Below are 23,677 nucleotides of genomic sequence, written 5' to 3'. Positions count from 1 at the left end.
CGATCCCGGGTTTGTCCCTCACCACTTTTCAACATCCACACACCGCTACGCGTTAGATCCGGGCGGCGGCTAGGAGTTTCAGGTCCGTGTACTTCATGTGCAGACGGCGGGCCAGTTGCGCATTGGTCAGGCTACCCCGGTAGGCGTACACGCCCCGCATGAACCACGGTTTGGCGAAGATCATCTCGTCGATGCCACCGACTTCGGCCGCTTTCAGAAAAATCGGTGTGAAAATGTTGCTGAGGGCCGTGGTAGCGGTGCGGGCTACGCGCGAGGCGATGTTGGGAACGCAGTAATGGATCACGTCGTGTTTCACGAAGATCGGCTCGTCGTGCGTCGTAGGGCGCGAGGTTTCCACACAGCCCCCCTGGTCGATGCTCACGTCGATGATCACCGAGCCGGGGCGCATGTTCATCACCATCTCTTCGGTCACCACCATCGGCGACTGGCCCTCTTCGCTGCGAATGGCCGTAATCAGCACATCGGTCCGACGAATGGCATCCATCAGCGTTCCCGCGTGGATGGTGGACGTAAACAGCTGCTGCCCCAGTTCCTGTTTGATGCGCCGCATCTTGTAGATGTGGTTGTCGAAAATCTTCACGTCGGCCCCCAGCCCCAGCGCCGTACGGGCGGCGTATTCAGACACCGTGCCTGCGCCCAGAATGAGCACGTTGGTCGGCGGGACGCCCGTAATGCCTCCGAGGATGATGCCGCGTCCGTTGTTAAGGCTGCTCAGGTATTCGGCGGCGATGAGCATGACCGTGCTGCCGGCGATTTCGCTCATGGCCCGCATGATCGGGATGCCGCCCACCTGATCTTCCAGAAACTCGTACGCGAGGGCCGTGATGCGCTTGGCGTTGATGGCCTGCACAAAACTGGTGTTGCGGCGGTGTGCCTGTAACGACGAAATCAGGACGTGGCCGGGTTTCATGTGGCCGATCTCTTCCAGCGTCGGGGGCGAAACCGTCAGCACAATTTCCGAAGCCAGCACCTCGCGCGAGTCGTACACAATGCGAGCGCCCGCTTCGCTGTATTCGTTGTCGCTGAACCGCGAGCGTTTGCCGGCGTCGGCTTCAACGTTGACCTGGTGGCCGTTGTTCACCAGCACCCGCACGGCGTCGGGCGTCAGAGCAACACGGTTTTCTACTTCGGTGACTTCTTTCGGTATGCCGATTTCCAGCGAGTTTTTCGACTCTTCGAGGCGGAAAAGCTGTTCCTGAGGATAGAGAGATTGCCCTTTGACGAGCTCCTCCAGACCGGACCTGATCTTGGCGTCCTTGATGTTCATGCTGACAGGGTATAGATACGCGCGTGGTGTGTGGCGTCTGCCATCGTGTCTACGGAAATACTGATTTTAAGGTGTTGAGGGGGCAACAGATGGGGAATGCGTGAGGGCCATTCGACCAGGCATAGCGTACCGGATTCAAAGTATTCTTCTGTTCCAATATCAACCGCTTCTTCTTCGCTTTCGATCCGATAGAAGTCAAAATGGTAAACGGGCATCCCGTCGGCCCGTTGGTATTCGTTCACCAAAGCAAACGAAGGACTGCTGACGCGATCCGTAACGCCTTGCTGGCGGCAAATCTCCTGAATCAGCGTGGTCTTGCCGGCACCCAAGTCTCCTTCAAAAGTCCAAACGCGGACGTTTGTCCGATCGTTTTCGTCGGCCCAGGCCAGCAGTTCACGCGTTGCCTGGGGCAGCTCTTCCAACGAAGGGCAGTAAATCTGCATATGCTCTGAGTTTGAGCAGATAAAAGTAGCAAAAAGCCTACAATATCCACTCGAAAAGGCGAATCCGCCTCCGATGCGGTTTCGGAAAAATGCGATGGACGGTGCCGTTTTTCTCACGAAAAATGTAAATTTAGAGCAAAGCCCAGCCTATGCGCAAACACATGCTGCTTTTGCCGCTGATTCTGCTGATCGGGAGCTCCCTACACGCACAAATCGCTACACAAGTCTTTCGGGCAGGGGCCGGGCCGGTCTACTTCGAACGCGGTGGCCTGACGGGCTTTTTGTTTTATAACGAGTACAGCCGCCCGATCCTTCCTTTTCTACGGATTGCCCCCTCGCTCAGTTTTGCCTACGCCGGGCGCGCCCCATACGCCGAAGACTATTTTGAAGCCTCGGCGCTGTCGTTGGACCTTACGGGCTACATGCCGTTCGAGTTATCGCGCCAGTCGGAAGTGCAGATCGGGGCGGGCCTTTCGCGTCGCTACATCTCCGAACATTACCTCGAAAAAATTGAGTACATCCTGCTGCCCGACGGCGAGGAAATGCGCGTAGACCACCACGCCCGCCGCCACGAGTGGGGCCTGGGCTACACGGTAGCCGTCAATTATGCTGCCCGCGTTTCCGACCGGTGGATGGCGGGAGCCAAAGCCTCCTTTCAGAAATACGCCACCGGCGACGAGGTCTGGTTTCTGGGTTTCCACGGCGGGTTCCGGTTTTAAGTCGCTCTCTCACTACCTTGTGGACATCGCCTGCGTGGCCTTTTGTGGTGCGGAGGTTTTTTGTTTTCCGGCGGAAGCCCGTACTTTGGCGGCAGATCATTCACCCCCTGACCTCCCCACCTATGAACCGTCGAGACTTTGTCATGAAAAGCTCTGTCGCCGCTTCTGCCGCCATGCTGGCCGCGACCGGCCCCACTCTCCACGCCACGGCTGCGCCTAACGCCAAGCGCAAATTCCAGATGCAATACGCGCCTCACTTTGGCATGTTTAAAGAAAGTGCGGGGGAAGATCTGATCGACCAACTCAAATTTGCGGCCGATCAGGGCTTTACTGCCTGGGAAGACAACGGCATGATGGGCCGCCCGGTCGAAATGCAGGAGAAGATCGCCAAGACCATGCGCGACCTGGGCATGACGATGGGCGTATTTGTGATCGACAAAGGGGGGAATGGGCAAAACACCCTGGCCGCCGGGAAGAAAGAACACCTCGATATTTTTCTGAGTGGTTGCAAACGGGCGGTAGAAGTGGCCAAACGTGTCAACGCAAAGTGGATGACCGTGGTGCCGGGCGATTTTGAGCGCCGCATTCCGATCGGCGTACAGACCGGCCATGTGATCGAGGCACTGCGCCGCGGGGCCGAAATTCTGGAGCCGCACGGACTGGTGATGGTGCTGGAACCGCTGAGCGACACCCCCGATCTGTTCTTGCGGACGTCGGACCAGACGTACATGATCTGCAAAGGAGTCGGCAGTCCGTCGTGCAAAATTCTGTACGACATCTACCACATGCAGAAAAACGAAGGACACTTGATTCAGAACATCGACTGGACGTGGGACGAAATCGCGTATTTTCAGATCGGTGACAATCCGGGCCGAAAAGAACCAACCACGGGCGAAATCAACTACAAAAACGTGTTTCAGCACATTTACGAGAAAGGCTATCGGGGCGTGATGGGCATGGAGCACGGCAATTCCAAACCTGGCAAGGCGGGCGAACAGGCGCTGATTGAAGCCTACGCCACGGTCGACCAGTTCAAGGTGTAGACGGCTACGAGTCGGAGGGAGGCGAGGTGCTTAAGCGTCGTAGAGCGTGACCTACTTAGTCTTCCGGTTGCAGGGCCGTAATGATTTTGGTGGGCGTGTACTCGCCGAGCCGGGGGTTGTAGAATTCTTCTTCCTGGTATTGAATGGTCACCTGTTTTTGCAACAGCCGTCCGTAATCGTTCATCAGAGCGTTGGAATTGGGAAAGAAGCTAAGCCACAACACTTTGGTGATTTTGCCGTCGGGACTTTGTACGTGAAACGTCACGAACTGCTCGTGTGCAATGTCGACCAGTTTGCCCGTCAGGGTATGCGCGGACGCTACCGCCGCGGTCTGTCCGCCGGTTGCCGGCTCCTCGGCCTGTTGCATGAGCTTGGCGGTCAAATCAGGACAGCGGGCCACCATGCGCATGCCGATGAGGCGGCCTAATTTTTCGCCGGTGGTCTGGTCGATGTGCGTAAAATCGATGCCATATTTTTTCTGGAGCACTTTGGCATAGGGCTGGGCCGCTTTCAGGATGCACATCCCGAATTCCATCTGCACCGTTTCCGGATCGTCCGATTGAATTGCCGACGAACACGCACAGGCCGCGTCGGCCATCTTGTCGACAATGTCTTGCGCCGCGGCAGACCCGGCCAGGCTTAGTGCCAGAAGAAAAAGGGTGAAGTATTTCATAGTGAACTTCTCAGCAGTTAAAAGTAACAGGCGGGTCGCTGGAAAAAATCGTCTTTTGGCCGATTACCTACCTCTTGTAGGGAGGGACTCTTTTGTGCAGAAAAGCTTTTGGGATAGAGCACGCAACAGGGCCAGGCTTTCCGTGTAGATTCCTTATTTTCAGAACCTTAAATCGTTGCATTTTGGCCGACGTCGTCGAGACAGACCACCTCCGCTTTGCGTATTCCCGGCAGCCATTGCCAACGATACGGGACGTATCACTGTACATTCCGCAGGGCGTTACCTTCGGCTTGCTCGGCCACAACGGCGCCGGGAAGTCGACGCTCCTGAAACTGATGACGGGCCTGCTTCGTCCCGACGCCGGCACGGTGCGCTTGTTTGGCCAGGCGCTTCCGGAAGCTCGGTTGGCGGTGTACCCGCGCACCGGTCTGTTGATCGAAGATCCGCCGCTCTATCCACACCTTTCCGGGCGCGACAACCTGCGCGTCACGTGTCTGTACCGTCATCTGCCGCCCGCCCGCGTCGACGAGGTGCTGGCGATGGTGCAGTTGCAGGCCGCTGCCGACAAAACCGTGCGGCAGTACTCGACCGGCATGAAGCAACGGCTGGGCGTGGCGCTGGCCTTGCTGCCCGATCCTGAGCTGCTGGTGCTGGACGAACCGACCAACGGCCTGGACCCGGAAGGCATCATCGACATGCGGAACCTCATCGGTCGATTGCATCAGCAGCACCACAAGACCATTCTCTTATCGAGCCACCTGCTGCACGAAATAGAATTGACCTGCACGCACGTCGGCATTGTCCGGCAGGGCGCGCTATTATACCAGGGATCGGTGGCAGCGCTGAAACAACAACAGGGACCACATCAGGAAGTCGTGCTGCAGACCAGCGACAACGAAACGGCATGGCGTGTCCTGGCCGCAGCGGGAATCGAGGTGCGTCAAGATTCGTCTTCCTTCTGTGTTCCCGAACCCGCTGCTATCACCCGCGCGATCGACCTGTTGCGCGCCCAGTCCCTCGACATTTACCGCGTCAGTCCGCAGGAAGACACACTGGAATCCATCTACTTACGCCTGAATCAACCCGCCGATGTTCCACTTCCGCACTAGCCTGCGAGCCGAAATTCTGAAAGGAAAAAACTCGTTTGCGTTCTGGCTGGCCGCCGTGGGCACGACCTGCGTGCTGGTGGTGCTGTGGATGCTGCAACTGTTCGGTCACGCCGTCGTGCCGACGTCCGAATCGCCCTGGCGTGCCTGGATCGATGCGTTCTACGCCGGAACCGATTTCATACTTCTGCCGCTGTTCGTAATCATCATCGCCAGCCTCGTGGCTTACCAGGAACACGCGGGCGCGATGTGGAAACACTTATACGCGCTGGGCGTTTCGCGGTGGGATTTGTACGTGTCCAAACTGGTGTACATCGCGCTGCTGTTCGCCGCGGCCCACCTCTATTTTATTATGGGTATGCTCGTCGCCGGACTCCTCACCGGCCTTGTCCGTCCCGAAAGCGGCTTGCTGCACGCGTGGCCAGACTTCGGACAGGTGTTCGCGCTCGGTTTCAAAACTGTTGTTTCGATGCTGGGGCTGCTGGCGATTCAATACTGGATCAGCATCCGGTTCCGCAGTTTTGTGGTGGCATTGGGTGCAGGCGTCATCGGGTTTGTGGCCGCGACTCTCCTGGCGAAAAGTAGTGCGCTGGTACTCTACTTTCCGTATGCCTACCCGTTGCTCTACACCCGCGTGTATCGCGGCGAGTTTTCCGCGTTGCAGTGGGGGCCGGTCAGCACCGTCGAACTTCTCAGCCTGCTGTATTTCGCCGTTTTTACCGTGTTAGGCTACTGGGACGTACGCCGTCTGGACGTGCGCTGAATAAAAAACTTTCTTGGTAGTTGTATTTTCCGGAAGAATAAGCGTAGTTGCATGCATTAACCAAATGGTTAATCCAAAAGGTAAAGATGGCAGAGACAGACAAAGCCAATACGGAAGAGCGGATTCTGGAAGCGGCGCACGAGGTGTTCCTACAAAAAGGACTCGATGGGGCACGGATGCAGGAGATTGCCGACCGGGCGGGCATCAACAAAGCGCTTTTGCATTATTATTTCCGGAGCAAAGACAAATTGTTCCAGCAGATCATCGGTCGGGCGGTGAAGGTGATGCTGCCGCGCCTCACCCAGGTGATGAACGACGAGGTAGACTTGTTTGAGAAGATTCGCCGGGTGGTCGATACCTATATCACCTTCCTGTCACTCAACAGCTACCTGCCTATCTTCATCATCAACGAGATCAACCGCAACCCCGAACACTTTGCTGCGCACATCGTTCCCGTCGAGAAAATTGCGTTGGCCACGTTGCAGCGGCAAATCGACGAAGCGGTCGCTCAGGGCCAGATCGTGCCCATTACGGTGCCACAGTTGCTTATGAATATCATTTCGCTTTGTGTATTCCCGTTTCTGGGGCGTCCCTTGTTGCAGTTGCTGTTCTCATTGGACAAGGCCGCCTTCAAAAAGGAAATGGACCTCCGGCGTACAGAAGTCGCGGAGTTCATCATCCGGGGACTACAGCCAAATAAGGATTAGATCAGCTTGTGGAAAATTATAAAGTAGTATATCTCTTTGGCGCATTGCTAGCTACTTTTCTAGTGTCACTCTTTTTGAGTTATACTAAGCCCATAAATGATACAACAATGCTTGCAAATGGAGGAATTAATTCAATAGGTATCGAAGGTTTTGTATTTCTCTTATCAGTTGTTTTCACAGTTCTGTTTTTTAATAGACGTAATTGGTATACATCTCTGCTTCATTATATAGCACTTTACTTTTGTGTAAAAATATTCTCTCTTACGGCAATATGGCTATTGATGCATGCATATGGAGAAAGCAATTTATTGTCGTCTGCCTTAAATAAGAGTCTTAATAATGCGTATTACTATCATATATTTTTAGCTCAGTTAGGTCTTTCAGTAATCGGTCTATTTCTAGTAGTAAGAAGAGGATCAATTTAAATATCGATTCAATTAATGAATAAAATGGCTTGTGTTTAGTACTCTATTATAGTGGTAAATAAGGTGTTTGTTTTGATTCATGATCGGATGCATTTATAAAAAGTTCGTCATCCGGGGGCTACAGCCCCGGTAAATTTTTTTACCTATCGTTTAACCAATTAGTTAAAGCGAATGGATAGGATACGATTCTTTCTTTTGCTTCTCCTGCTGCGTGGACCGGTGGGCTGGGCACAAACGCTGACGCTGGACGAATGCTATGCGCTGGCGAAAGCCAATTACCCGCTGGTGCGTCAGAAGGCGCTGAACGATCAGCAGGCGGCCAATGCCGTCGCACGGCTGAACCACCAGCGCCTGTTGCCCCAACTCGCCGTAAACGGCCAGGCCACGTACCAGAGCGAAGTGACTACCCTGCCCATCGAACTCCCGGGCGTGGAGATTCCGACTCTTTCCAAGGACCAGTACCGCCTGACGCTTGATGCTACCCAGACCTTGTTCGACGCAGGAGCGACGCGGCGGCAGCAGGAGTGGGAACAGCAGAAGTACCGTACCGAAAACCAGCGGGTGGAAGTGGAATTGTACCGATTGCGCAGCCACATCAATCAGTTGTACTTCGGTGTACTCCTGTCTGACGAGAACATCCGATTGCGCGAAGCCCTGCAAGCAGATTTGCAACAGCGACGGGAGGCGTTAGTAGCATTACAACGGAACGGTGCCGCCACACTGCAAGACCTCGACAAGCTTGACGCCGAGTTATTGAACCTGGATCAGCAACTGAAAGAACTGGCGCTGAACCGTGGGGCGATGCTGACCCAGTTAAGCGAACTGGTGGGCCAGTCCTTGGAGGAAGTTACCCGGCTGGAAACGCCAACCGCCCCCACACAAGGGTCGGGAAGCCGTCCGGAACTGGGCTTGTACGCACAGCAACGTACTCAACTCGAAGTCCAGCGTCAGTTGCTGGATACGCAGTTGGCCCCTCGCCTGAGTTTGTTCGGGCAGGCGGGCTACGGTCGCCCCACGCTCAACTTCCTGCGCAACGATTTCCACGGGTATTACCAGGTGGGGGCCCGCCTTAACTGGAACCTCAGCAACTTCTACTACCGCCGCCGTGACCTGGAAGGGCTGCGGCTGCAACAAGAGTCGGTGCGGGTGCAGGAAGAGGTCTTTCAGAAAAACCAACGCCTGGAGCTGGTGCAACAGCAAGCGCAAATCGACCGCTACCAAACCTTGCTGGAAACCGATTCAGCGCTGGTCGTTCTACGGCAGCGGGTTCGGGAAACCGCCGACGTGCAATTGAAAAACGGCATCATCCGTTTTGCCGATTACTTCACCGAAGCCAACGCCCTGACGCAGGCGCAACTTCAGCAGCAACTCCACCGCCTGCAATTGCTTCAGGCGCAAATCGAATCACAAACCATCGCCGGCGCTACGGCCGCTGTCCCCGAATAATGCCATGAAAATCCATTCTCTTCTCGTGTTGATTGCCGTGGGCCTCGGTGCTTGCGGTGCCCAGGAAGACCAGTTTGACGCCTCCGGCAATTTCGAGACAACGGAATACGTCGTCTCGGCCGAAGCTACCGGGCAACTCCAGCGACTGGCGGTGGAAGAAGGCGACTCTATCGGAGCCAATCAAGCGGTGGGGCTCATCGATACCACGCAGCTTCACTTGAAAAAAGCTCAGCTGCAGGCCAGTATCGAAGCAGCGCTGCAAAAATCGCCCAACGTCTCGGCACAACTCGCCGGGCTGCAGCAGCAGGTACAAAACCTGCAGAAAGAGCGCCAGCGCGTGGTCAACCTGGTCGAAGCCAACGCCGTTCCCTCCAAGCAGCTCGACGACCTCGACTACCAGCTAGCCGTGGCCAAAAAGCAGGTCTCCGTACAACAGTCGGCGTTGGGCACACAGACCAGCGGCATTTCGGCCGAAGCGAACGCGTTGCGGGTGCAAATCGAGCAGATCGAAGATCAGTTACAACGGAGCCAGGTGAAAAACCCCATCGCGGGCACCGTGTTGACGGTCTACACCGAACCCAGCGAGGTGGTGAGCTACGGGCAGCCGCTGTACAAAGTGGGCGATACAAAACGCCTGATTTTGCGGGCCTACCTGAGTGGCGATCAGTTGACCCGCGTCAAGCTGGGACAGCAGGTGCGCGTGCTGGTCGATGCGCCCGGCGGCGAGCGGCGCGAATATCCCGGAAAGGTAGAGTGGATCTCGAGTAAGTCGGAGTTTACGCCGAAGGTGATCCAGACGAAGGAGGACCGCGTGAACCTGGTCTACGCGATGAAAATCGGCGTGCAGAACGACGGTTCTCTCAAGATCGGCATGCCTGCGGATGTCCTGTTTGAGTAGAAGAGTTCAGAGTTCAGAGTTCAGAGTTCAGAGTTCAGAGTTCAGAACTTTTCTAAAAGACGAACTTATCCTTCATAATAGTTAACGCATCACGCCTCATGTCTGCAGTAGAGATCCATTATATATCCAAGCGCTACGGGACGGTCGAGGCGGTACGCGACGTGTCCCTGCAGATTGAGGAAGGGGAGTTGTTCGGTCTAATCGGGCCGGATGGCGCCGGGAAAACGACCTTGTTCCGGGTGCTGGCGACGCTGTTGCTGGCCAACGAAGGGTCGGCGACCGTAGCAGGCTACGACGTGGTCCATGATTTTCGGGAGATCCGAAACCGGATCGGCTACATGCCGGGGCGCTTTTCCCTCTACCAGGACCTGACCGTGCAGGAGAACCTAGAATTCTTCGCGACGGTGTTTCATACGACGGTCGAGGCGAACTACGACCTGATCCGCGACATCTACGAACAACTGGCACCGTTCAAAAAACGTCGCGCGGGTGCGCTCTCGGGCGGGATGAAACAGAAGCTGGCGCTCTGCTGTGCCCTCATCCACAAGCCGGAAGTGCTGTTGCTCGATGAACCCACAACGGGGGTGGATGCCGTGTCGCGGCAGGAATTCTGGCAGATGTTGCGCACGCTGAAGGCCAAGGGCATTACCATTCTGGTCTCGACGCCCTACATGGACGAAGCAGCGATGTGCGAACGGATGGCCCTGTTGCAACAAGGACAGGTGTTGCAGGTAGGTACGCCGGAGGAATTACGGTCGGCGTATCGATGGCCGCTCTATGCCGTCCGGGCCGAGAAAATGTACCCCTTTCTGCAAGCGCTACGGCAGTATCCCGGTACGCACACCTGCTTTGCCTTTGGGGAGTATGCGCACCTGAGTCTTCAGACGGAGAAGGCTGATGAGGCAGCGGTTCGAGCGTACCTGACTCAAAAAGGCTTTACCAAAATCGACCTGCAGCGCATCGATCCAACAATCGAAGACACCTTCATGGACCTCCTCCAACAACCGGAAACACAACCTTCGTCTTGACGCCTATTTGTCTTCTCAATTCTTTGTCATCTCGCGCAAGGAGAGATCTCTTTTCGTCTCAAGCCAAATTTACGTTGATGGTAGAAGATTTCTCGCTAGTGCTCGAACCGGGTCGCCGGGCGATGACAAAAAGTGGAAAATGAAATGAAAAAGAGGGAGGGAAACATGAGAGACGATAGCATCAGAAGTGAAGAAATTAAACTAGGAATGTCATGCTGTAAAGCATCTTCTCACCCTTTAAGATCAATCGCCTTGCCTTGTAAAAAGATCTTTGACAGGATGACAAGAAAGGTAAGTCTATCGAACCTGCGACCTGAAACCTTCACCTGCAACTTTCAACCTTAAAACCTCCATGAACGAACAAGCCATCCATGTGGAGCAACTGACGAAGCGGTTCGGTGACTTTACCGCCGTCGACGCCATCACGTTCGAGGTGATGAAAGGAGAAATTTTCGGTTTTCTGGGAGCCAACGGCGCGGGCAAAACCACCGCCATCCGGATGCTCTGCGGGTTGCTGACCCCCACTTCGGGCGTGGCGCAGGTGGCGGGGTTCGACGTGTTCCGGCAGGCCGAGCGCATCAAACAGCACATCGGCTACATGAGCCAGAAGTTTTCCCTCTACGAAGACCTGACCGTACGCGAAAACATCCGCTTTTACGGCGGGGTCTACGGCCTGCGGATGAAGGCAATTAAAGAGAAGACCGGTGCGCTGCTACAGCGGCTGGGGCTGGAACGGGAAGCTGACACGCTGGTCGGTAGCCTGCCCCTGGGCTGGAAACAGAAGCTGGCCTTCTCTGTGGCGCTGCTGCACGACCCGGCGATTGTGTTTTTGGACGAGCCGACCGGAGGCGTCGATCCCATCACACGACGGCAATTCTGGGACCTGATTTACGAAGCGGCGGCCAGCGGCGTCACCGTGTTCATCACCACGCACTATATGGACGAAGCGGAGTACTGCGACCGGGTGTCGATCATGGTCGACGGGCGTATTCAGGCGCTGGATACCCCCGCGGGACTGAAGCGGCAATTCGAAGCCGCGTCGATGAACGACGTGTTTCTCCACCTGGCGCGTGGCGCGCAAAATCAAGAATAAAGCCTATGAAATCGTTTCTGATGTTCGTGCGGAAAGAGTTTTACCACATCTTCCGCGACCCGCGCACCCTCCTGATTTTGTTCGGGATGCCCATCATGCTGGTGATTCTGTTTGGCTTTGCGCTGACCAACGAAATCAAGGATGCCGACCTTGCCGTGCTCGATTTTGACAAAGGCGTCCACGCGCGCAACGTCCAGAACCGCCTGTTTTCGTCCGGCTATTTCGGACTGCGGAACTACCTTACCTCCTACGACCAGATAGAGGCTGCCTTCCGGGAAGGGCACGTCAAAATGGCCCTCGTCATTCCGGCGGGCTTCTCGAACGACCTGGATCACCTGGGACAAGCGCAACTCCAACTTGTCGCCGATGCGTCGGACCAGAATACGGCGATCAGCCTGGTGAATTACGCGAGCAGCATTATCAAAACGTACGAACTGGAAACGCTGGGAAGTCACCAACCAAGGGCCGGCTCAGGTGCGGCCGACTCAGGTGCGGCCGGCCCCGGCGTGCGCATCGAAACCCAATCGCGTCTCTACTTCAATCCCGCGCTGAAAGGGGAATACACGTTTGTTCCTGGCACGATGGCGCTGATCCTGCTGCTGGTGTCGGCCATGCTGACGAGCATCACCATCGCCCGTGAAAAGGAACTGGGCACGATGGAAGTGCTGCTCGTCTCGCCCCTGCGGCAATTGCAGATCATCCTGGGGAAACTTCTACCCTACTTCCTGTTGTCGTTCATCAACGCGATCATCATCCTGGCGCTTGGCGTGTGGGTGCTGGGCATGCCCGTTCGTGGTAGCGTGACGCTCCTGTTGCTGGAATCTTTGCTTTACATTTTCGTGGCGCTGGCGTTGGGGGTACTGATTTCCACGCGAGCGGGCTCGCAACAAGCCGCGATGCTGACTTCGGCCTTTTCACTGCTGATGCCGACGCTGATCCTGTCGGGCTTCCTGTTTCCAATCGAAAGCATGCCCCTCGTGTTGCAGTGGATTTCGACCATCATTCCCGCTCGTTACTTCATCGACATCCTGAAAGGCATCATGCTGAAAGGGCTTGGTCTCGCCGACCTGTGGCGCGAAACGGCGGTTCTGGCCGGGATGGCGCTCTTCCTGTTAGTCCTTGGCTTCCGCTCCCTCAACAACCGCCTGACGTAATCGCTATCGCGCCAGTCGTCACCAACCCCTTCATCCACTCAATCGCCAACTCACTCAATCACTCATCATGCGCACCGTCTGGTTTATCCTCGAAAAAGAATTCCGGCAACTTCGCCGCAACCGGACGCTGCTGGCCTTGTTGCTGGTCGCGCCGCTGGTGCAGTTGCTCCTGCTGTCGTACGCGGCCAACTACGAGATCGAAAACCTGAACCTGACGGTCGTCGATCAGGACCATTCGCCGGAAGCGCGTCGCCTCATCAACAAGTTTCAGTACACGCCTTATTTCCGGTTGGTGGAGGCCCGTCCGTCGGTGGCAGCGGCCGAACAGGATCTGCTGGAGAACCGCGCCGATCTGGTGCTCGTGATTCCGCCCCATTTTGAACGGAACCTGGTGCGCGAACGGCAGGGACAGGTGCAGGTGCTGGTCAATGCGATCAACAACGTGAAGGCGGGGCTGGCGAACGGCTACGCACAGGCTATCGTGCAGGCGTACCAGGCTGAGGTGCAGCCTGCGCGGGTGCAAGTAGCCTCGCCGAAAGGGCTGGAAGTGGTGCCGACCTACTGGTACAATCCGCTCCTGAACTACCAGACGTTTATGGTGCCGGGGCTGCTGGTGGAGATCATCAGCATCGTGGTCATGTTTGTGAGTACGCTGAACATCGTGCGGGAAAAGGAGATCGGGACCATCGAGCAGTTGAACGTGACGCCCATCCGCAAGTGGCAGTTCATCCTCGGCAAACTGATTCCGTTCTGGCTCGCGGCCCTGTACCAACTCACCGTCGGGATGCTGCTGGCGCGGTTCCTGTTCCATACGCCGTTTGTGGGCAGCGTGGCCTTGCTCTACGTCATCACCGCCGGGTTTCTGCTGATTCCGCTAGGCATCGGATTGCTGATTTCGGCCGTGTCGGACAATCAGCAGCAGGCGATGTTCGTCGCGTGGTTCTTCCTGATGGTCTTCATTCTAATGTGCGGCCTCTTCACCCCACCCGAGTACATGCCCACCTGGGCGCAGGCAATCAACCGCTTCAACCCGCTCTACTACATCATCCGAACCTCCCGCATGATCCTCCTGAAAGGCAGCACCTTCGCGAACGTGCGGGGCGAAGTCATCGCGATTTTCGTGATGGCGGTGGCGATCAACCTGCTGGCGGTCTGGCGTTACCGAAAGACGACCGGCTAGGCAAAAGGGAGACGGCGGTGGTGCGGGTAAGGCGAGTTTTTTGTATTTATGCGTTTATTTTTTTACAAAAACTGAGCGGCACGCGCGATCTTTTCGTACATAAAGTGAATCCCTGCTGCACGCGAGCGAGTACGGTAACCGTTGCCGTATCCCTGGTTCAGTAGGCCGAAGAAGCGTTCGTCACAAACAACCTTATGCGAAAATTTTTATGCATGGCCAGCGTGATGCTGTGGGCTGGTCTGGCCATGGCACAATCGCCCGCCCCGATTGCGGCTGGCACCGCCCGAAAAGCGGCGGCATCCCTAGTACCAAGGCCTGCGGGCATAGGACGTCCGTCCGGCAAAGCCCCGATTTTTCCTGCCGCACCGGCGCACCGGCCTGTGGCGATGCATCAATACAAACTGGATAGCCTCCTGACGTTCAGCATGAACAGCCCTACCGATTCGGTGTTGGCGTACAAAGAAACGTATACTTACAATGCGGAAGGCGACCTCACCACGGGTTTTTTCTGGAGCTGGGATGATCAGAGCGTGTCGGTTTACCGGGAGCAGTACCAATACGATGCCCTGGGACGACTGGCAGAGTTTACGGCCCACACGCAAGTAGGTACCATGTGGGAAGGCAACAACCGCAGCACGTACGAGTGGGGAGAGAATGACCAGCTGCTCACTTCGATAACGTACCGACCCGGGTTATCAGGGGACACATGGCGCGAGATGTTTCAGTACGTCTACACCTATAACCCGCAGCAACAGTTGCAGGAATTGGTGATCAATTCGAGGGAAGGGCAAGCCTGGACCAAGTACAGCCGGACTACGTATGCGTACGACGCCGCAGGGCAGTTGGTAGAAACCATTGATTACGTGCAGACCGATCAAAACGAGGAAATCGAATGGTTCAGAACCACCGATCAGTACGATGCGCACGGCAACCTGCTGGAGCAGATCGTCTATTTCTACGACGGCACGGGGTGGTCGATCGATTCACGGCAGACCTTCGAATACGATGCGGCCGACCAACTCATCGCGTACATATACTACCAGCAGGACGGCGATGCACTGGTCGAAAACAACCGGGAGACCTATGTCTATCAGGGCGATGGCACGTTACGCGCCTACACCGACTACGAATGGGTCGAGGGGGACTGGATCGAAGAAGGAAAAGAAGAGTACGGGTACCAGCCCGCCGAAAGTGCCAGCCGACCCTGGCTGCCGCCTGCCTACTACGAAACCCTCGAAACACCGCTCTCTTTTTACAGCGATACCCAATGGCTCCGGGCTTCGGTTGCGTACTCCATCAACGAAGGCGCATGGCAAAAGGAGAGTGCGACCACCCGTTATTACTCGCCGCAGACCGTGACGCAGGCCGCCCAGTGGAGCAGTAGCGCTGCAGTAACGGTGTATCCCAATCCGGCGGCGGGAAGTTTTACACTCGACCTCCGTGCGGTCGCGATGCCTCCTTCCGGGACGTATGCCGTGCAGTTATGCACAACGACGGGGCAGGTCGTTCGAACCTGGGCGCAACACGCTCCGAAAGCTACTCTGGCATTAGGCTCGTTACCGGCGGGTGTCTATTTCGTGACCCTGACGTTGCCGCAGGGGGTGGTGCACAAGCGGCTGGTAATCAAGTAAAAAGCCCAGTCAAGACGTCGTTGGTAGGTAGACGACCGGATAGCGCCTGCGAGTACCGGGCGGCCGGGATGGCGTTTGCTTCAGGACAAAACAGGTGTACCGTATTGGAGTAGTTTGCGTGCTTAGGCCGGCAGTTCGGCCAGGACGGTGATGCCTCCTTTGGTGCGGTCCCCGATCTTTACTTTCACTTCTGCGTTGAGCGGCAGAAAAACGTCGACCCGCGAACCGAATTTGATGAACCCGAACTCGGCGCCCTGTTCCACTTCCATCCCTTCTTCCACATACCAGACAATTCGCTTGGCCAGTGCTCCGGCAATTTGCCGAAACAGAATCCGCACGTCGTTGGTCATGCGGACCACGGTCGTGGTCCGTTCGTTTTCCAGGCTGGATTTGGGGTGCCACGCGACGAGGTACTTGCCCGCGTGGTACTTGAAGTATTCCACGACACCCGACACGGGGTTGATGTTGGAGTGCACGTTGACCGGCGACATAAAGACCGAAATCTGGATGCGCTCTTCGTTCAGGTATTCGGTTTCCTGGGTTTGCTCGATCACCACCACTTTGCCATCGGCTGGGGCCAGCACAAACCGCTCGTTGGTGGTGATGGTGCGCCGCGGGCTGCGGAAGAATTGAAGAATCAGCAGGAAAAAGGTGATGCTGACAAACAGCACGATGCGTTGCAACGTCACCAGCGTCGGCGCGAACACAAATACCCCTACGTTCAGCAGGACGAGGATCAGGAGCGAAATCAGCAGAAGGCGGTATCCTTCTTTATGAATTTTCATAGAAAGGTAATAAGCGTACTACGGTATACTACGCAGTAGCGACAGTTTCGATGGACGATAATACAAAAAGACCCACAAATGTGCGGGTCTTTTTGCTGGATCTTTGTGTGAAGGCTTAATAGCCGCCGCGAAACTGATAGGTTTTGGCCACTTTGTCGATGGCAACCACGTAGGCGGCGATGCGCATCGGAATGTTGTATTTGACGGCGGTCTGGTACACGTGGTCGAAGGCATCGCGCATGATGCGGTCGCTGCGCCGGTTGACCCGGTCCAGTCCCCATTTGTAGCCCAGGCGGTTCTGCACCCATTCAAAATACGAAACGGTTACCCCGCCGGCGTTGGCCAGGATGTCGGGTACGGCCATGATGCCCTTTTCGTTGATGATGGCGTCGGCCCGTGCCGAAGTAGGCCCGTTGGCCCCTTCCACAATCAGGCGCGCCTGAATTTTATCGACGTTGGCCATCGTGATGACGTCTTCTTTGGCGGCGGGCACCAGCACGTCGACAGACAACGTCAGCAGGTCGTCGGCCGGAATTTTTTCGGCGTGCTGATACCCGTCCAGCGTACCGTTGTTCGCTTCTTTATAAGCAATTGCCTCTTCGATGTCGATGCCGTTGTCGTTGTAATACGCGCCGGTGATGTCACTGACGGCTTTGATCCTGACGCCCCGCTCGTGCAGCAGTTTGGCCGAGATGGAGCCGACGTTGCCGAACCCCTGAACGGCACACGTGGCCTTGGCGGGGTTCAGCTTCAGTTTTTCCATGGCCGAAAGGGCGGAAACCATCACGCCACGGCCGGTTGCTTCGACGCGTCCGAGCGAGCCGCCCAGGACGAGGGGCTTACCGGTAACCACGGCGTTGACGGTGATGCCCTGCGCTTTGGAGTATTCGTCCATCAGCCAGGCCATCTCCCGGGGACCGGTGCCCATGTCAGGCGCCGGAATATCGCGGTCCGGGCCGAAAATGCCCATCATGGCGCTGGTGTAAGCGCGCATGAGGCGTTCGATTTCGCCAGCCGACATGGCGCGGGGGTTACAGCAGATGCCGCCTTTGGCGCCTCCGTACGGAATGTCGACCACGGCGCACTTCCAGGTCATCCAGGCGGCGAGTGCCTTCACTTCGTCCAGATTCACGTCCGGGTCGAACCGGATGCCGCCCTTGGCGGGTCCCAGAATGTTGGAGTGAATCACACGGTAGCCTTCGAAGACGCGTTTGCGGCCGTCGTCCATCGTGATGGGAAGCGAAACGATAACTTGTTTGGTGGGCGACTTCAGGACGTTGTAGGTGGCGTCGTCCAGGCCGAGGATTTGTGCAGCGATGTCGAAACGCGACATCATGGACTCCAACGGATTCTCTTTGTCCTTGATTGGAGCGGGTTCAATATAGGCCATAGCCAAATTGGGGAAACGGTTGTTAAACTTTGGTGTAGCGGTTGGGTATAGGTCGTAGGGTAAAAGTAGCGGTTTTTCGGGCACGGAGGTTTTCCGGGGGCGGTGCAAAGCTGCCTAAAAATCAGGTCAATACGTAAGTTTTCCGGAAGTATCTACACGAATCATCCCCACATCCACCATTTCGCGAATGGTTTCGAATACCTCCTGCGCACGGACCGTCGGCATCTGTTTGACGACCTGTTCGGGGCGCAGGGGCTTCTGTTGCAGCAGGGCTGAAATCTGGTCGCGCAGCTGCGTAGGCTGGGCCGGGGCCGCTGTCCGTTTTTTCTCCAGGCAGCAGTCGCAAATGCCGCAGGGCTTCTCCGGAACTTCCCCGAAATACTCCTGGAACATCATGGTCCGGCAGCGCAGGTGCTGCGTGGCGTAGTGGCGCACAGCCCCGATGCGCAGCAGTTCGCGGCGGCGCATCTCGTCGAGAAACACCTGGTTGAGCGGCAGGCGGGCGGCATCGTGCCGCTCGGTCAGAAACGTTACCTGAGGCTTGTCTTTCCGCGGTTCGTACACCACCACGTTCAGTTGGTGGAGCTGTTGCAGTTGCCGCCGGACTTCGGCCTCCGGCAGGTGCAGGTGGTGGGCCAGTTGCGCCTCTTTGATGTTGACAAACTGCGAAAACAGCTCGCCGCCGTGGGCCCGGAGCAGCAGCTTGATGATAGGGTCGAGTGTGCGGTTGGCAACCTGAAACTCGTACAGGGCCTTGTGGTCGATGGTGAAACAGAGCCGCGACGGACTGAAAAAGCTTTCGTTGAGCTGGATGAAGCCTTCCTGTTCGAGGCGCTTCAGGGCGTAGTAGGTATCGACGGGCGGCAGGTCGAAGTTCTTCTGGAACTCGCCCAGATCGAAATCGTAGCTGGCGTACTGGCCGCTGCCCACCGCAATTTGCAACGAGTTGGCCAGCTTCTGGTAGACTTCCCGCATCTGCTTGACCGGGGGGTACGAATGCTCAGCGTGGCGTTCCAGCTCGGCCAGGTCGGCCGAATTGTAAAGCGCCACCGCGTAGGCTTTCTGTTCGTCGCGCCCGGCACGGCCCGCCTCCTGGTAATACGCCTCCAGCGAGTCGGGGAGGTCCATGTGCACCACCAGCCGTACGTCGGGTTTGTCGATGCCCATCCCGAAGGCGTTGGTCGCCACCATCACCCGCGTGCGGCCCTTGATCCAGTGGTCTTGCCGCTCGTTGCGCTGGGCGTGGTCCAGCCCGGCATGGTAGTAACTGGCCGAAATCTTATGTTTCAGCAGCAGATGGGCCAACTCTTTGGTGCGCCGCCGGTTGCGGACGTACACAATGGCCGAGCCGGGCACCTTCTGCAAAATCTGGAGCATCCGCTGTTCCTTGTTCTCTTCCTCGAAACAGGAATAGGACAGGTTGGCCCGCGCGAAACTCTTCTGGAACACCAGCGGCCCGTCCATGTGCAGCTTGTCGATGATGTCGTGCTGCACCACTTCTGTAGCGGTAGCGGTCAGCGCCAGGCAGGGCACGCCCGGCAGCAGCGTCCGAAACGCCCCGATTTCCAGGTAGGGCGGACGGAAGTCGTAGCCCCACTGCGAGATGCAGTGCGCCTCGTCGACGGCCAGCAGCCGCACCGGCATGCGGCGGATGCGTTCCTGCACCAGTTCGCTCTGCAGCCGCTCGGGCGAGAGGTACAAGAACCGGACCTGTCCGTAGACGCAGTTGTCGAGCGTGATGTCGATCTCGCGGCGACTCATGCCCGAGTGAAGCGCGTAGGCCTTAATCTTCCGTTGTTGCAACTGGTAGACCTGGTCTTTCATGAGGGCGATCAGCGGCGTGACCACCACACAAAGCCCTTCGAGCGCCAGCGTGGGCACCTGAAAGCAGAGCGATTTGCCACCGCCCGTCGGCATCAGCGCCAGCACATCCCGCCCCGCCAGCACCGCACGGATGATGTCTTCCTGCAGGGGGCGAAACTGTTCGTATCCCCAGTAGTGCTGCAAAATCCGGTGAATATCGGGCGAGGGCGACGTAGTAGACGACATAAGCGGAAAGAGTACGTAAAACTTGCCAACAGATTTTCAAAATTGCCAACAAAATCCGATTATTTCGTTTTACGAACGTGGGTTCAGCACGTTATTGGCACGGAGGTTGGTAACGGCAGCCGCTCAGCTACGTACATCTAACTCAAAATCTGGTACTTTTGGTGCCTAATCGCGGAAATCATGCAGAAACTCGGGCTAAATCAGACGCTCTCGCAGAAGCTCTCTCCGCAGCAGATTCAGTTTATCAAGCTGTTGCAAATCCCAACGGCCGAACTGATGTCGCGCGTGGAACAGGAGCTGGAGAGCAATCCGGCGCTGGAAGAAGGGCGGGAGGAGCCTGAGTCGTCGACGGACGAATACGACGACCTGCCGGACGACGACTATTCGGCAGAAGAGGAAATCAACCTGGACGATTACCTGCGCGACGACGACATTGCGGGCTACAAAATGCAGGGCGATGGTCCTAATCCGGACGACGACGACCGGGAGATGCCCATCGCCCGCGGCACGTCCCTGACCGAAAGCCTGCTGACGCAGCTCGACTATCTGCCGTTCGACGAGCGGCGCAAAGCCATTGGCCGCCAGCTGATCGGCAGCATCGAAAGCGACGGGTACATCCGCCGCGACCTGGAGTCGATCGCCAACGACCTGGCGTTCTCGCAGAACATCGACACCACGCCCGAAGAGGTGGAGCGGATTCTGCTCATGATCCAGCAGTTCGACCCGCCGGGCATTGCCGCGCGCGACCTGCAGGAGTGCCTAGTGCTGCAACTGGAACGGCGCACCGACAACTACGAAGTGGCGGGACTGGCGCTGCAGATTGTGGAGGAGTGTTTCGATGAGTTTACCAAGAAGCACTACGAGAAAATTCAGCGGAAGCTGGACGTGGACGATCAGGACCTGCTGCGCGACGCGATCAACATGATCACGCGGCTGAATCCCAAGCCGGGGGAAGTGACGTCGGGCAACGTGAAGACGCAGTACATCATCCCCGATTACATCCTGACCGAAAACAACGGGAAGCTGGAGCTGTCGCTCAACTCGCGCAACGCCCCCGAACTGAAAATCAGTCGCTCGTACGCCGACCTGCTCGACACTTACGACAAGAGCGACAAAAAAGACAAGAAAATTAAGGAGACGGTGACGTTCGTCAAGCAGAAGCTCGACGCCGCCAAGTGGTTCATCGACGCCATCAAGCAGCGGCAGCAGACGTTGCTCAAAACCATGAACGCCATCATCCGTTATCAGTATGATTTCTTTCTGACGGGCGACGAAAGCCGCCTCAAGCCGATGATTCTGAAGGACATCGCCGGCGAAATCGGGATGGACATCTCGACCGTGTCGCGGGTGGCGAACAGCAAGTTTGTCCAGACGGAGTTTGGCGTCTATCCGCTGAAGTATTTCTTCTCGGAGGGCATCGCGACCGACTCGGGCGAAGATGCAAGTAGCCGCGAAGTCAAGGCCGTTTTGAAAGAAATGATTGACAAAGAAAACAAAAGCCGACCCCTTTCGGACGATAAACTGGGCAAAATGCTACAAGAGAAAGGCTATAACATCGCCCGCCGCACCGTAGCCAAATACCGTGAGCAGCTCAACATTCCGGTAGCCCGGCTGCGCAAAGAGCTTTAATATGAATTTTTTGAATACGCCTGAGCCCGAAATCGAGGAGACCACGGCCGTGCGACCGTATCGTTCGTGGGCTTTCTGGGTATCGGTGCTGTTGCATCCGTTGCTGATGCCCACGCTGCTGTATGCCGTGCTGTTTTACTTCGCGCCCGAACAGATGGCGCCCGTAAGTCCGGACATTTACGACTCGTTGTTGTGGCTGCTGTTCCTGATGACGTGTCTACTGCCCGCCTTCATCAGCTTCACGCTGTACCGCACGAAGGCCATCCGCAGCCTGACACTGGAAGACCGCACCGACCGCTTTCTGCCCATCATCTTTACGGCGCTGATCTACACAGGCGTGACGTACCTGTTTCAGAGCCGCCTGCGGGCCTCGCCCATGCTGGTGTTGCCCATCGCGTCCATCGCCATTACGGTCCTGATTACGGCCCTGATCAGCTATTTCTGGAAGATCAGCGCGCACATGGTCGGCATCTGCGGCGTACTCGGATTTCTGCTGGGAGCCAGCTACCGTTTTCCGCAAAGCGACCTATTGTACCCCATCGCCGTCGTGTGTGTGCTAGCCGGCGTAGTCGGCAGTGCGCGCCTGGCCCTACACGCCCATACGCCCGCCGAAGTGCTGGGCGGCAGTCTGTTGGGCGTGGTGCTGTGCGCGCTCGTGGTGGTCCTCTTTGCCTGACGGTGCGGGCGAGCCCCTTAATCTCACAACCTCTACACGCATGTACACCCATCTTCTTTACGATCTTGCCGACGGCGTGGCCACCATCACGCTGAACCGCCCCGATGTCTACAATGCCCTCCACATGGAGATGAGCCTGGAGTTGCAGGACGCCTTTCGGCAGGCGGGCGACGATGCCGCCGTGCGCGTGGTCGTGCTGACCGGAGCGGGCAAAGGCTTTTGCTCCGGGCAGGATCTGAAAGCGGTGCAGGGGCAACGCGCATTTTCGTTTTCGGAAACGGTCCGCAAACAGTACAATCCTCTGATTCTGGGCATGCGGAAGCTGCCCAAACCCATCATCGGCCGCATCAACGGCGTGGCGGCCGGGGCGGGCTGTTCGCTGGCCCTCGCGTGCGACTTCCTGATCGCCGCCGAAGAAGCCTATTTCTCCGAACTGTTCGTTGGTATCGGCCTCGTGCTCGACTCGGGTTCCTCGTTCTTCCTGCCCCGGCTGGTGGGTTCCGCCCGCGCCTTCGAATACAGCACCATGGCCACGAAGCTCTCCGGGAAAGAGGCCGCCGCTGTAGGGATGATCAACCGCGCCGTGCCCGCCCATCAGCTCGACGCGGCCGTACAGCAGGTGGCGGGCTATTACGCCCAGGCGCCCACCAAAACCGTCGGGCTGATCAAGCAGTTGCTGAACCGCTCGTACGAGTCGTCGCTGGAAACCATGCTGGAACAGGAAGCCCAGTTGCAGGACCAGGCCGGCGCGACCGACGACCACCGCGAAGGCGTGCGCGCTTTCCTCGAAAAGCGGCCTCCGCGCTTCCAGGGGCACTAACACAAGAAAATTTCTGCTTGAAGGGTAGGAGGAAATTAAAAATCCTGTAAATTTGCACTCCCAATCGGGAATGGACACGTAGCTCAATTGGATAGAGCACCTGACTACGGATCAGGAGGTTTGGGGTTCGACTCCCTACGTGTTCACTGATTATCAAGCACTTACGCGGTTTTTCCGAGTAAGTGCTTTTTTGTTGAATGCCCCAAATAATCGTGTATCACCAGCTAGAAGTCCGATACGAGAGCCGGATGCAGGATTTTCTACAAGGCGGCATATCGCACTCGATTTTTCTCGTCCCACTACTTAATCGGCATAGCCATCGAAGTTAGCCCTTAACGAAGGGTAGTCGCTGTCAAGCTAGCGGAAATTAACTGCATTTCAGAGAGCATGCGTGTCTTTCAAACAAACACGCTAAAGGCATTTTTGCGTGTCAGATCCCATTTGCTTTTCTCATCGCATAACGGCATCAGGTACAATCAGAATAACGTCTTCTGTAGAGTCAATCCGAAGCGCATTGCTCGTATCAACAAGCCTTTTCCCTCTGTTCAGTAGAGTGACCTGACCAGTGCTGAGGACTACGTGACACGCCTAAAGCTTGACACGCCCGAATGGCCGCAGCGGGAATGCGTAGGGCTTAGACCCTGTCCAAAAATTGCTTAAGGACTGAAGACAAGCAAGGGAACCAGTATAAGTTAGCAGGTAAATCTCGCCAAAGATGTATCCTACCGACC

21 protein-coding genes and 1 tRNA gene are annotated in these 23,677 nt (G+C 56.7%); 16 read left to right on the top strand and 6 right to left on the bottom strand.

The annotated features are described in order from the left end of the window. Nucleotides 1–52: 52 nt before the first annotated feature. Together BLR44_RS07310 and tsaE are read right to left on the bottom strand one after the other, a co-directional pair. A complete protein-coding gene (locus BLR44_RS07310) occupies nucleotides 53–1,288 on the bottom strand; it encodes an alanine dehydrogenase (protein ID WP_089680847.1) in 1,236 nt (411 codons plus the stop codon). Then, nucleotides 1,285–1,731 (bottom strand): tRNA (adenosine(37)-N6)-threonylcarbamoyltransferase complex ATPase subunit type 1 TsaE, encoded by a 447-nt coding sequence (tsaE, locus tag BLR44_RS07305; RefSeq protein WP_089680845.1) that lies wholly within the window; start codon nucleotides 1,729–1,731, stop codon nucleotides 1,285–1,287. The genes BLR44_RS07310 and tsaE overlap by 4 nt, the downstream gene beginning before the upstream one ends. Nucleotides 1,732–1,880: 149 nt before the next feature. Here tsaE and BLR44_RS07300 point away from each other — a divergent pair, with 149 nt between their 5' ends. Both BLR44_RS07300 and BLR44_RS07295 read left to right on the top strand, forming a co-directional pair. Continuing rightward, a complete protein-coding gene (locus tag BLR44_RS07300) occupies nucleotides 1,881–2,450 on the top strand; it encodes a hypothetical protein (protein ID WP_089680843.1) in 570 nt (189 codons plus the stop codon). A gap of 122 nt (nucleotides 2,451–2,572) precedes the next feature. Beyond that, nucleotides 2,573–3,493: a hydroxypyruvate isomerase family protein gene (locus BLR44_RS07295; RefSeq protein WP_089680841.1), complete on the top strand. Its 921-nt coding sequence runs from the start codon at nucleotides 2,573–2,575 to the stop codon at nucleotides 3,491–3,493. Nucleotides 3,494–3,548: 55 nt separating this feature from the next. Here the strand turns inward: BLR44_RS07295 and BLR44_RS07290 are convergent, their stop codons facing one another. Then, on the bottom strand, nucleotides 3,549–4,166 hold the full coding sequence (locus BLR44_RS07290) for a hypothetical protein (RefSeq protein WP_089680839.1): 618 nt from the start codon (nucleotides 4,164–4,166) through the stop codon (nucleotides 3,549–3,551). A gap of 182 nt (nucleotides 4,167–4,348) precedes the next feature. Between BLR44_RS07290 and BLR44_RS07285 the strand changes: the two genes are divergently transcribed. The 10 genes from BLR44_RS07285 (at nucleotide 4,349) to BLR44_RS07240 (ending at nucleotide 15,597) form a co-directional block, all read left to right on the top strand. Continuing rightward, nucleotides 4,349–5,275, top strand: coding sequence for an ABC transporter ATP-binding protein (locus BLR44_RS07285; RefSeq protein WP_176955933.1), 927 nt, complete (start codon nucleotides 4,349–4,351; stop codon nucleotides 5,273–5,275). Continuing rightward, the gene (locus BLR44_RS07280) at nucleotides 5,256–6,035 is read left to right on the top strand and encodes an ABC transporter permease (protein WP_089680835.1); all 780 of its coding nucleotides are present in this window, start codon (nucleotides 5,256–5,258) and stop codon (nucleotides 6,033–6,035) included. The genes BLR44_RS07285 and BLR44_RS07280 overlap by 20 nt, the downstream gene beginning before the upstream one ends. An 86-nt stretch (nucleotides 6,036–6,121) precedes the next feature. Continuing rightward, nucleotides 6,122–6,742, top strand: coding sequence for a TetR/AcrR family transcriptional regulator (locus BLR44_RS07275; RefSeq protein WP_089680833.1), 621 nt, complete (start codon nucleotides 6,122–6,124; stop codon nucleotides 6,740–6,742). Between the two features lie 596 nt (nucleotides 6,743–7,338). Next, on the top strand, nucleotides 7,339–8,613 hold the full coding sequence (locus BLR44_RS07270) for a TolC family protein (protein WP_089680831.1): 1,275 nt from the start codon (nucleotides 7,339–7,341) through the stop codon (nucleotides 8,611–8,613). 4 nt (nucleotides 8,614–8,617) lie between these two features. Further along, a complete protein-coding gene (locus tag BLR44_RS07265) occupies nucleotides 8,618–9,511 on the top strand; it encodes an HlyD family secretion protein (protein WP_089680829.1) in 894 nt (297 codons plus the stop codon). Between the two features lie 98 nt (nucleotides 9,512–9,609). Then, complete coding sequence (locus tag BLR44_RS07260; RefSeq protein WP_089680827.1) at nucleotides 9,610–10,539, top strand: ABC transporter ATP-binding protein; 930 nt, start codon at nucleotides 9,610–9,612, stop codon at nucleotides 10,537–10,539. Between the two features lie 352 nt (nucleotides 10,540–10,891). Further along, nucleotides 10,892–11,632, top strand: coding sequence for an ABC transporter ATP-binding protein (locus BLR44_RS07255; RefSeq protein WP_089680825.1), 741 nt, complete (start codon nucleotides 10,892–10,894; stop codon nucleotides 11,630–11,632). Nucleotides 11,633–11,637: 5 nt separating this feature from the next. Beyond that, nucleotides 11,638–12,786 (top strand): ABC transporter permease, encoded by a 1,149-nt coding sequence (locus tag BLR44_RS07250; protein WP_089680823.1) that lies wholly within the window; start codon nucleotides 11,638–11,640, stop codon nucleotides 12,784–12,786. A gap of 67 nt (nucleotides 12,787–12,853) precedes the next feature. Next, nucleotides 12,854–13,966 carry an ABC transporter permease gene (locus tag BLR44_RS07245; protein ID WP_089680822.1) on the top strand — a complete coding sequence of 371 codons (1,113 nt, stop codon included), beginning with the start codon at nucleotides 12,854–12,856 and terminating at the stop codon, nucleotides 13,964–13,966. Between the two features lie 194 nt (nucleotides 13,967–14,160). Beyond that, on the top strand, nucleotides 14,161–15,597 hold the full coding sequence (locus tag BLR44_RS07240) for a T9SS type A sorting domain-containing protein (protein ID WP_089680820.1): 1,437 nt from the start codon (nucleotides 14,161–14,163) through the stop codon (nucleotides 15,595–15,597). Nucleotides 15,598–15,719: 122 nt separating this feature from the next. Here the strand turns inward: BLR44_RS07240 and BLR44_RS07235 are convergent, their stop codons facing one another. From BLR44_RS07235 to BLR44_RS07225, 3 genes are all read right to left on the bottom strand, one after another. Next, entirely contained in the window at nucleotides 15,720–16,382 is a 663-nt protein-coding gene (locus BLR44_RS07235; RefSeq protein ID WP_089680818.1) for a phosphatidylserine decarboxylase family protein, read from the bottom strand. Between the two features lie 115 nt (nucleotides 16,383–16,497). Next, nucleotides 16,498–17,772: a Glu/Leu/Phe/Val family dehydrogenase gene (locus tag BLR44_RS07230; RefSeq protein ID WP_089680816.1), complete on the bottom strand. Its 1,275-nt coding sequence runs from the start codon at nucleotides 17,770–17,772 to the stop codon at nucleotides 16,498–16,500. Nucleotides 17,773–17,898: 126 nt separating this feature from the next. Beyond that, nucleotides 17,899–19,821: a RecQ family ATP-dependent DNA helicase gene (locus BLR44_RS07225; RefSeq protein WP_089680814.1), complete on the bottom strand. Its 1,923-nt coding sequence runs from the start codon at nucleotides 19,819–19,821 to the stop codon at nucleotides 17,899–17,901. A 180-nt stretch (nucleotides 19,822–20,001) separates the two neighbouring features. On the opposite strand from BLR44_RS07225, the gene rpoN reads away from it, so the two are divergent. The 4 genes from rpoN to BLR44_RS07205 all read left to right on the top strand — a co-directional run bounded on the left by rpoN (nucleotide 20,002) and on the right by BLR44_RS07205 (nucleotide 23,092). Continuing rightward, nucleotides 20,002–21,450 (top strand): RNA polymerase factor sigma-54, encoded by a 1,449-nt coding sequence (gene rpoN, locus BLR44_RS07220; protein ID WP_089680812.1) that lies wholly within the window; start codon nucleotides 20,002–20,004, stop codon nucleotides 21,448–21,450. 1 nt (nucleotide 21,451) lies between these two features. Next, entirely contained in the window at nucleotides 21,452–22,126 is a 675-nt protein-coding gene (locus BLR44_RS07215; RefSeq protein WP_089680810.1) for a hypothetical protein, read from the top strand. 40 nt (nucleotides 22,127–22,166) lie between these two features. Further along, nucleotides 22,167–22,946 carry an enoyl-CoA hydratase-related protein gene (locus BLR44_RS07210; RefSeq protein ID WP_089680808.1) on the top strand — a complete coding sequence of 260 codons (780 nt, stop codon included), beginning with the start codon at nucleotides 22,167–22,169 and terminating at the stop codon, nucleotides 22,944–22,946. Between the two features lie 72 nt (nucleotides 22,947–23,018). Further along, nucleotides 23,019–23,092, top strand: a tRNA-Arg gene (locus BLR44_RS07205). The last annotated feature ends 585 nt before the right edge of the window (nucleotides 23,093–23,677 follow it).

The sequence above is a fragment of the Catalinimonas alkaloidigena genome, from assembly GCF_900100765.1.
Classification (GTDB): Bacteria; Bacteroidota; Bacteroidia; order Cytophagales; family Flexibacteraceae; genus Mooreia; species Mooreia alkaloidigena.
This window is presented reverse-complemented; position numbering and strand designations above follow the sequence as displayed.

Excerpts from the sequence above, each read along its gene's own strand:
- BLR44_RS07225 (WP_089680814.1), bottom strand. The coding sequence starts at position 19,821 with ATGTCGTCTACTACGTCGCCCTCGCCCGATATTCACCGGATTTTGCAG.
- BLR44_RS07295 (WP_089680841.1), top strand. The coding sequence starts at position 2,573 with ATGAACCGTCGAGACTTTGTCATGAAAAGCTCTGTCGCCGCTTCTGCC.
- BLR44_RS07240 (WP_089680820.1), top strand. The coding sequence starts at position 14,161 with ATGCGAAAATTTTTATGCATGGCCAGCGTGATGCTGTGGGCTGGTCTG.
- BLR44_RS07215 (WP_089680810.1), top strand. The coding sequence starts at position 21,452 with ATGAATTTTTTGAATACGCCTGAGCCCGAAATCGAGGAGACCACGGCC.
- BLR44_RS07255 (WP_089680825.1), top strand. The coding sequence starts at position 10,892 with ATGAACGAACAAGCCATCCATGTGGAGCAACTGACGAAGCGGTTCGGT.
- BLR44_RS07265 (WP_089680829.1), top strand. The coding sequence starts at position 8,618 with ATGAAAATCCATTCTCTTCTCGTGTTGATTGCCGTGGGCCTCGGTGCT.
- BLR44_RS07275 (WP_089680833.1), top strand. The coding sequence starts at position 6,122 with ATGGCAGAGACAGACAAAGCCAATACGGAAGAGCGGATTCTGGAAGCG.
- BLR44_RS07235 (WP_089680818.1), bottom strand. The coding sequence starts at position 16,382 with ATGAAAATTCATAAAGAAGGATACCGCCTTCTGCTGATTTCGCTCCTG.
- BLR44_RS07300 (WP_089680843.1), top strand. The coding sequence starts at position 1,881 with ATGCGCAAACACATGCTGCTTTTGCCGCTGATTCTGCTGATCGGGAGC.
- BLR44_RS07260 (WP_089680827.1), top strand. The coding sequence starts at position 9,610 with ATGTCTGCAGTAGAGATCCATTATATATCCAAGCGCTACGGGACGGTC.
- rpoN (WP_089680812.1), top strand. The coding sequence starts at position 20,002 with ATGCAGAAACTCGGGCTAAATCAGACGCTCTCGCAGAAGCTCTCTCCG.
- BLR44_RS07230 (WP_089680816.1), bottom strand. The coding sequence starts at position 17,772 with ATGGCCTATATTGAACCCGCTCCAATCAAGGACAAAGAGAATCCGTTG.
- BLR44_RS07210 (WP_089680808.1), top strand. The coding sequence starts at position 22,167 with ATGTACACCCATCTTCTTTACGATCTTGCCGACGGCGTGGCCACCATC.
- BLR44_RS07250 (WP_089680823.1), top strand. The coding sequence starts at position 11,638 with ATGAAATCGTTTCTGATGTTCGTGCGGAAAGAGTTTTACCACATCTTC.
- tsaE (WP_089680845.1), bottom strand. The coding sequence starts at position 1,731 with ATGCAGATTTACTGCCCTTCGTTGGAAGAGCTGCCCCAGGCAACGCGT.
- BLR44_RS07245 (WP_089680822.1), top strand. The coding sequence starts at position 12,854 with ATGCGCACCGTCTGGTTTATCCTCGAAAAAGAATTCCGGCAACTTCGC.
- BLR44_RS07310 (WP_089680847.1), bottom strand. The coding sequence starts at position 1,288 with ATGAACATCAAGGACGCCAAGATCAGGTCCGGTCTGGAGGAGCTCGTC.
- BLR44_RS07280 (WP_089680835.1), top strand. The coding sequence starts at position 5,256 with ATGTTCCACTTCCGCACTAGCCTGCGAGCCGAAATTCTGAAAGGAAAA.
- BLR44_RS07270 (WP_089680831.1), top strand. The coding sequence starts at position 7,339 with ATGGATAGGATACGATTCTTTCTTTTGCTTCTCCTGCTGCGTGGACCG.
- BLR44_RS07290 (WP_089680839.1), bottom strand. The coding sequence starts at position 4,166 with ATGAAATACTTCACCCTTTTTCTTCTGGCACTAAGCCTGGCCGGGTCT.